This window comes from Burkholderia sp. BE17, from assembly GCF_009362305.1.
Taxonomy (GTDB): domain Bacteria; phylum Pseudomonadota; class Gammaproteobacteria; order Burkholderiales; family Burkholderiaceae; genus Burkholderia; species Burkholderia pyrrocinia_C.
Map to the genome: position 1 here is coordinate 96286 of NZ_WHNU01000036.1, position 6000 is coordinate 102285.

3 protein-coding genes are annotated in these 6000 nt (G+C 64.8%); all 3 read right to left on the minus strand.

The window, feature by feature from the left end; genetic code table 11:
* Window positions 1-35 precede the first annotated feature (35 nt).
* Window positions 36-704: a response regulator gene (locus tag GD429_RS28035; RefSeq protein WP_152861814.1), complete on the minus strand. Its 669-nt coding sequence runs from the start codon at window positions 702-704 to the stop codon at window positions 36-38.
* A gap of 625 nt (window positions 705-1329) precedes the next feature.
* Window positions 1330-4434 (minus strand): ATP-binding protein, encoded by a 3105-nt coding sequence (locus tag GD429_RS28045; RefSeq protein ID WP_152861816.1) that lies wholly within the window; start codon window positions 4432-4434, stop codon window positions 1330-1332.
* Between the two features lie 597 nt (window positions 4435-5031).
* Window positions 5032-6000 (minus strand): GLUG motif-containing protein (locus GD429_RS28050; RefSeq protein ID WP_415748958.1); only part of this gene is annotated, 969 nt, incomplete at its 5' end.

Consider the following 6000-nt stretch of genomic DNA (forward strand, 5'->3'; position numbering starts at 1 on the left):
CCGAAACGTCCGGAGCGGCAGTCGGCCCTCGCGCGTTACGTCGACGCGGTATCGCCGTCGGACGCGCCGGCGAGCTTTTGCTCATCGTTGTAACGGATCAGATCCGCGTCGCGAACGATCCCGAGTTTCTTCATCGCGCTCGACTTTTGCGAACTGATGGTTTGCTTGCTGCGATGGAGCTGCGCGGCGATCTCTCCCACCGTATAGCCCGCGCCGAACAACCGGACAACCTCGATCTCGCGTGTCGTCAGTGCGCGGGCGACGGGCTCGGATTCGATGTCCTGCAGCAGTTTCTTGATGTATGGCGACACATAGTTCGCACCGACATACGCGGCATGCACGGCGCCGATCAGGTGCGAGATCGCGTCCGACTTGCTGAGGATGCAGCTCACACCCTGCTTGTGGATCGCGCGCAGCACGCTCGGATTGTCGATCATCGTGATCGTCACGATATGCAGCGCGGGGTAACGACGCTGCAGGAACGACAGCAGCACGAGCCCGTCGCCGTACTTGCCGCCCGGCATCACATAGTCGAGCACGAGCACATCGCTCTGCTGCGCGTCGAGCGCCGCGACCAGGTCCGTCGAGTTCGAAACGGTGCCTACAAGCTTGATCGTGCTGTTGCCTTGCAGCGACTGTGACATGCCGAGCGCGGACGCCGGATGATCGTCGGCTACCATCACGCGCACAAAGAATTCGTCCATGTTCCTGTTTCCCCGAGGCTTTCAGTCACGCTTCCGGTCCCCGCCGCGACGGGGAGCATGCTCGCGCCATCGTGTCGATGGCTAGCCGTATACGGCGCACCGGACAAATAGTGACTCAATTCTAAGATAAATCCCGGTTCGCCCTGCAATCAGCGCAGGCCACGCGGCGGACGATACGCGCTGGCGCCCGTGATGCGCACGACGTATCCGCACTGCCGCGCCGCGCGGATTTGCCGAAGTTCACGACGGCTTGGCGCCGTTACGGGATGCCGCGACGGCGTCCGGCCGCGCTCTCTCGCAGCGTGGTCATGCCGCCACACGGCGCGCTATCGGTGGCTCGAATCGCCCGGCAGGTCATGCGAGTTGTCATCCACCCTATTTTTCCAATCGATCAGCGCACGTCGCCGCTGAACCGGCGACATGAGCAGAAACTCGTTCATCATCGTCAGGAATTCCCGACGAGACTTCTCAGAGAGTGCGGCAAACTCGAGCAACAGTGCGAATATTTTCCCTACATGACGCACGGCGTTCCCCTTCAGTATTGATTTGAAATCTGCCGTGCGACGTGCGCCGGCACCCTGCCTGTTTTATTTTGGATACGCATTGATGCGTACGCTGCTGTTGGTTACTTGTCATGCAAAGCCGTTTCATGATCGGTTGAGCCCAATGGACGCGCGGCCACGCATGGTTCCTTCGCCGAAGTCGCGGCACGGCGCTGCCACGCATGCGCGAGCGCGCCGCGCAGGTGCCCGAGCGTCACGGGTTTCGTCAATACGCGCCGCACACCGGCTGTCGTGCAGCGGTGCATGCCTTCGGGCGTCAGATGGGACGTCACGACCAATACGTCACACACGGGATCGACGCCACGTGCCGCTTCGGCCAGTTCGTGCGCGCGCATGTCGGGCAGATCGTCGCCGATCAGCAGCACGTCCCAGTCGCCGCCGGCCAGCGATTCGAGCGCCGCACGCCCCGATCCGACCTCGGCTGCCGTGCAGCCGAGTGCAGACAATTGTTCGCTGAAAATCGAACCGTTGATGGTTTCGTCGTCTGCAACGAGCACGCGCAATGCGCGACTGCCTGACGCGGCCGAGTCGCGCGACGAATCGGCCGTCGCCGAATCGCAAGCGTGCGTATCGTCACGTCGCGGGGCATCGCCCGATGCGGCATCGATCCCACTTTCGTCCCGCATCGGGCCGCCGAGCGCCAATGCGGCGCGCAAGCCGCCGAGCGAATAACTCGATACGCGTACCGTGTCGCCCGCTCGATACGGTTCGAGCGGGCCGTCGGGTATCGCGAGTATCAGCATCTCGCAATCGCTCAGGCTGATCAGATCCGCATGCGACCACGTGTCGGAATCGCCGAACAGCACGACCGCGCCGTGTCGTGCGATGCCGGTCGGCAGACTCGACGGGCTGTCGTACACACTGACGTCGAATCCCCATGCGCGCAGATGCGGCAACGCAAATTCGCGCCACGCGGGATGCGCGGCGATCAGCGTCAGCCCGTGTGCGTGAGCCGTGCGCGGCCGGTCGAGTGCGACGACGTCCAGGCCGAGCGGCAAAAGGACCGTGAAACGGCTGCCTGCGCCCGGTTCACTCGCCACTTCGATGCGGCCGCCCATCGCCGCGACGAGCCGGTCGCACAACGCAAGCCCGAGCCCCGTGCCGCCGTAGCGCCGTGTGATCGACGTGTCGCCCTGCGAAAATGCGTTGAACAGCTTGCGTCGATGTTCGGCGGCGATACCGATGCCGGTGTCCTCGACCGCGATCGACAGCTCCGGCGTGTCGTGCCTTTCTGCAATGACCGCGACGCGCACGGTCACGAGGCCGACATCGGTAAACTTGAGCGCATTGCTCAGCAGGTTGCGGAGCACTTGCGCGAACCGGGTAGGATCGCCGCGCATCTGTTGCGTACTGCTCGCATGGATCCCGCAGAATAGCTGGACCCCCTTCGCCTTCGCGATCGTCGCGAACGCGTTCAACTCACGCTCGACCATCGCGATCACGTCGAACTCGATCGATTCCACCGACATCGCACCGGCCTCGATCTTCGAGAAATCGAGAATGTCGCTGACGAGCGCGAGCAGGCTCATCGCCGACGCGCGCAACGTGTGCACGCGATCATGCTGGGTCGCGTCGAGCGCCGAGCGCTCGAGCAGTTCGAGGTTGCCGAGAATCACGTTCAGCGGCGTACGGATCTCGTGGCTCATCGCCGCGAGGAACGACGATTTCGTGGCGTTGGCCGAATCGGCCGCGCGCACGGCCTCTTCCAGTTGCTGCACGAGTTGCCGCTTGGCGGTCATGTCGGCGACCGCGGCGATCAGCACGTCCGTGCCCTGATAGCGTGCGCCGCACGCAATGAATTCGAGGTGCAGATGCGCGGCTTCCACGCCCCCCAGCAGGAGGTCGTCGTGCAGCACGCCGCCTGCGTCGCCGCGCGCCTGCCATGCGTCGGCCACCTGGCTCGACAGCGCATGATAGTCGCCGCCGATCCGCGCAACCATGTCCGTGAGCGCAGGGCTGACGAGCATGAAACGTCCGTCGTCGCGCGCGATCAGCCCGAGCCCGATCGGCGCCATCTCGATCACGCTGCGGCACAGTGCTTCGCTGTCGAACACGCGCTGCGAACGCGTGTAGAGCGGCACGAACTCGCGCCGATGAAAGCGCAGCAGCAGCCCCCACATGACCACGAGCGCAAGCAGCGTCGCGGCGCCGAGCGTGCCGGCCGAACGCGCGACGCCGGCCGCAATGTCGGCCCACGACAGCGCATAGGCAAGCGTCCAGCCCGTCGATTCGAGCTTGCCGTGAAACAACAGGAAACCGTCGCGGAACACGGGCGCGCCCGGCGACGACGCACCGCTCCATCGCGGATTCAGCTTCGACAGGCTTTCCATGCGACCGGTATCGCGCGCCGACGGATCCATCGTGACGAGCCGGCCATCGGCCGTCTTGATGTAGAACGTGCCTTCCGGGCGATAGTCGGCAAGCCAGGACAGCAGGTATTCGGGTGGATATTCGGTGACGAGCACCGCAAACGGTTTACCGTTGTCGCGCGCCTCGGCCGCAATCCGGATACGCGACTGCCCCGACACGGGATCGATGAACGGCGCCAGCCAGCGCACACGCGGGCGCGTATCGGCGATGTCCGGATACGGGCGCTCGAAATCGATGCGCAGCGCGTCCAGCACGCGTGCACGGCTTCCCGGCGAAACCAGCGCCGGATCGTCGCGGTTCCGATGGGGGATCAGCGCGAGCAATCCCGTGCGCGTGCTGTAGTGGTAGCCCTCCAGCGTACGCCCGCGATTGATAGAACTGGCCGCGCAGATGCGCGACAGCAGCACCGACAGCGACAGATAGCGCGCGACTTCGGCCCGGTTGCCGGTTTGCGCCGGCACACCGACGATGAGCGACGGATACGGCCGGGTCGCGATACGTTGGTCGTTGGCGAAGAATTCGTCGACGACGGCCGCCGGCGCGTCGCTGGCCTCCTGCCAGATCAGTTGCGCGTTCGCTACGCCGTTGCGGAACGAGGTTTCGCTCACATGGATTTCATTGAGCGTCTGCTCCAGGCCGTTCAGGTAGTTGCGCCGAGCCCCCTCGACATAACCCGAGACGATCGACGCCATCCCGAGACCGCAAGCGATCAGGACAAGGACGGTGACGACGATTCCGCCGCCAAACACCGAGATGCTCTGATAACGACGAAGGGATTGAAGCGGGCTCTGCGACATGGCGCGCGGCGACGATCGCGAACGCGACCGGAACGACGTCGCTCCGGCACGCGTGATCGTCTCGGAAAACACCTGGAAAAAAGGGGATTTCCGATCATGCCAAACGCCCACATGGGTGTCTGCATCATGTGAACCATTTCGTACATGTTAGATGGAATGGCATCTCGCTTTCGGACTTGACCTAACTTTGATGCGGCAAATATGCGTCGCGTGTTCCGCATTGCGGCAACTGAGCATTCGGAGGATCAGCCGCTCGTGCGATGCATTTTGTTCGGGGAATTTTTAGAGATAGCTCCGTTCGCGCTGCCGTCTCGACACGCGCCGACAGCGCACGCGAATGCCGACCGTTCTGACGATTCCCGGCCGTGTCCGGCTCGCGGCCAAAAGAAAAGGTTCTTCACGGATCGACGTGAAGGACCTTTGAAAGCATCGTTTCGACGGAAACCGGGCCGGCGACGGCATACGTACCGCCATCGCCGGCTCGGCAACCCGTCCGGCATGCCTGCCGAACGGGCGTCGGATCGACATCGCGACAGCGTGACGTGCCCGGGAAGCGAGCATCACCGCAATGAACGCCGCTTCCCGGATCGACGCCGATCAGTTCCGGATATCGCGGAAATTGAGGCCCGCGAGCGGCACCGCCGCCGCGCTTCCGCTCACGCTATTGCCGCGCATCCAGCCGAAGTTGACGCCGACCAGCCCACCGTAGAACTGGTCGTAGCCGACCGTATAGGCAATACGGCTGCTCGAGCTCGAACGATCGACATTGCCGAAGTTTGTGCCTGCCACGCCGCCCAGCCGGGCATTGCGCCCGCCGGACACCTCACCCGACGACGACGACGACGACGACGCGATCTTGCCGTCGTTTTTGCCGACGAGACCACCGACTGAGCTGACATCGCCGCCCTTCACCGAACCGGACGCGTCGGACGCATTGATCGATGCGTTCATGACGTTATGACCGACCAGGCCGCCGACGGAACTATCGTTGCCCGCGACGACGTTGCCCGACGCGCTCGACGACGACACGCTGCCTTCGTTACGCCCGACGAGGCCGCCCGCGATACCGTTCGCACCGGCCGATACGCCGCCGGCCGCCGAGGAAGCGATCACGGTGCCACGGTTCTCGCCCACGAGGCCGCCCGCCACGCTCCGCGCGCCCACCTTGACCGTCCCGTTGGCCGACGAAGCGCCGATCGCGCCGTCGTTCGAGCCGACGAGACCACCGGCCTTTGCGTTGGCCCGCCCGTCCACGTTGCCATGCGCGCTCGACGCCGTCACCACGCCGAGGACGTCGTTACGGCCGACGAGACCACCCAGTTGGCTGTCGTCGCCGGTCGAGACGTTGCCGTTCGCGGTGGATGCGCGGACCGTGCCCGCGTTATGCCCCACGAGCCCGCCCGCCACCGCGGCGTTGCCGACCCGAACGCTGCCGTTCGCCGTCGACGCCAGGATCGTCGCGCGATTGACACCCGCGAGCCCGCCGACGACGGCCGACTTGCCGGCAACGACGTCGCCGCCCGCCGTCGACGAAGCGATCTTGCCGAGATTCTCCCCGACCAGCCC